1 pseudogene is annotated in these 1335 nt (G+C 59.0%); it reads left to right on the top strand.

Annotation, left to right across the window (positions count from 1 at the left end):
* A pseudogene (locus BFP93_RS03595) lies at window positions 1–1335 on the top strand (RHS repeat protein); the annotation flags it as partial.

The following is a 1335-nucleotide window of genomic DNA, read 5'->3' as shown; positions in this document are numbered from 1 at the left end:
ACGCCGATGGCAGCCAGGAAGTGTACGTGCATGACGACCGGGCGCGACTGGTACAGCGCATCGATCCCGACGGTGCCCGGCATTTCAAATCCTATGATGCCAAGGGCCGACTGACCGTCGAGCAGGACCCGCTGGGCGCGGTGACGGCGTATCAGTACGACGACGCCGGACGCTTGGTGGCGCTGTTTCCGGGGGAGGATGAGCCGACGTCCTACGAGCATGACAACGGTTTCGTACGGGTTGTACGGCGTGGTGAGGCGGTCTGGAAATACGAGCGTAATGAGCAAGGCGATGTCATCCGCAGGATTGATCCGGAGGGCAACGCGACCGACTACAGCTACGACAAGCAAGGGCAACTGACCGGTGTCTGGTATCCCGACCACAGTTGTCATCGTCTGGTGTGGAATGAGCGCGGGCAGCTTGTTGAAGAACAGCTGCCCAATGGAAGCATCAAGCGTTATCGCTATGACGATCTGGGGCGGCAAGTGTCGCGTGAGGATGAGCACGGCGCGCTGACTCAGTATCAATGGGACGCGGTAGGACGCTTGAGTCGCTGGATACTGCCGGACGGCGCTACACGGGAATTCAGCTACAACCCCTACGGAAAAATCATCGCCGAACGCGATGAACTCGGCCACGTCACCCGCTACGAATACGCCGACGGACTGCACCTGATCAGCCGTCGCATCAACGCCGATGGTACTCAGGTCAAGTACCGCTACGACAATGCCCGCCTTTTGCTAACTGAAATCGAAAACGAAGTCGGCGAAACCTATCGACTGGACTACCACCCCAACGGCCTGATCCGACAGGAAACCGGCTTCGACGGCCAACGCACCGCCTACGCCTACAACCTCAACGGAAACCTGCTGGAAAAGACCGAACACGGCGACGATGGCAGTCAGCTTATTACCCAATACGAGCGCGACCATGCCGGTCGTCTTGTAAGAAAAATCCTCCCCGATGGCAATACGGTCGACTACACCTACGACCGCCAAGGCAACCTCCTCAGCGTCGAAGACGGCCACTGGGCGCTGGCCTACGAGTACGACAAACAAAACCGTCTCACTGCTGAACATCAGGGCTGGGGCACCTTGCGCTATGGCTATGACGCCTGCGGCCAACTTCAGCATTTACGCCTGCCGGATAATAACCGTCTGACCTTCAACCACGACAAAGCCGGCCACTTGGCCACCGTCGAGCTAAATGGCTCACTGCTGACCTCCCACCTGTTCCATGCAGGTCGCGAACACCAACGCCAACAAGGCCAACTGCTCAGCCACTACCACTACGACGACCAAAACCGCCTGCACGCCCACGCCGTCACCCAGCAAG

The sequence above is a fragment of the Pseudomonas sp. 44 R 15 genome (assembly GCF_900004965.1).
In the GTDB taxonomy this organism is placed as follows: domain Bacteria; phylum Pseudomonadota; class Gammaproteobacteria; order Pseudomonadales; family Pseudomonadaceae; genus Aquipseudomonas; species Aquipseudomonas orientalis_A.
This window is presented reverse-complemented; position numbering and strand designations above follow the sequence as displayed.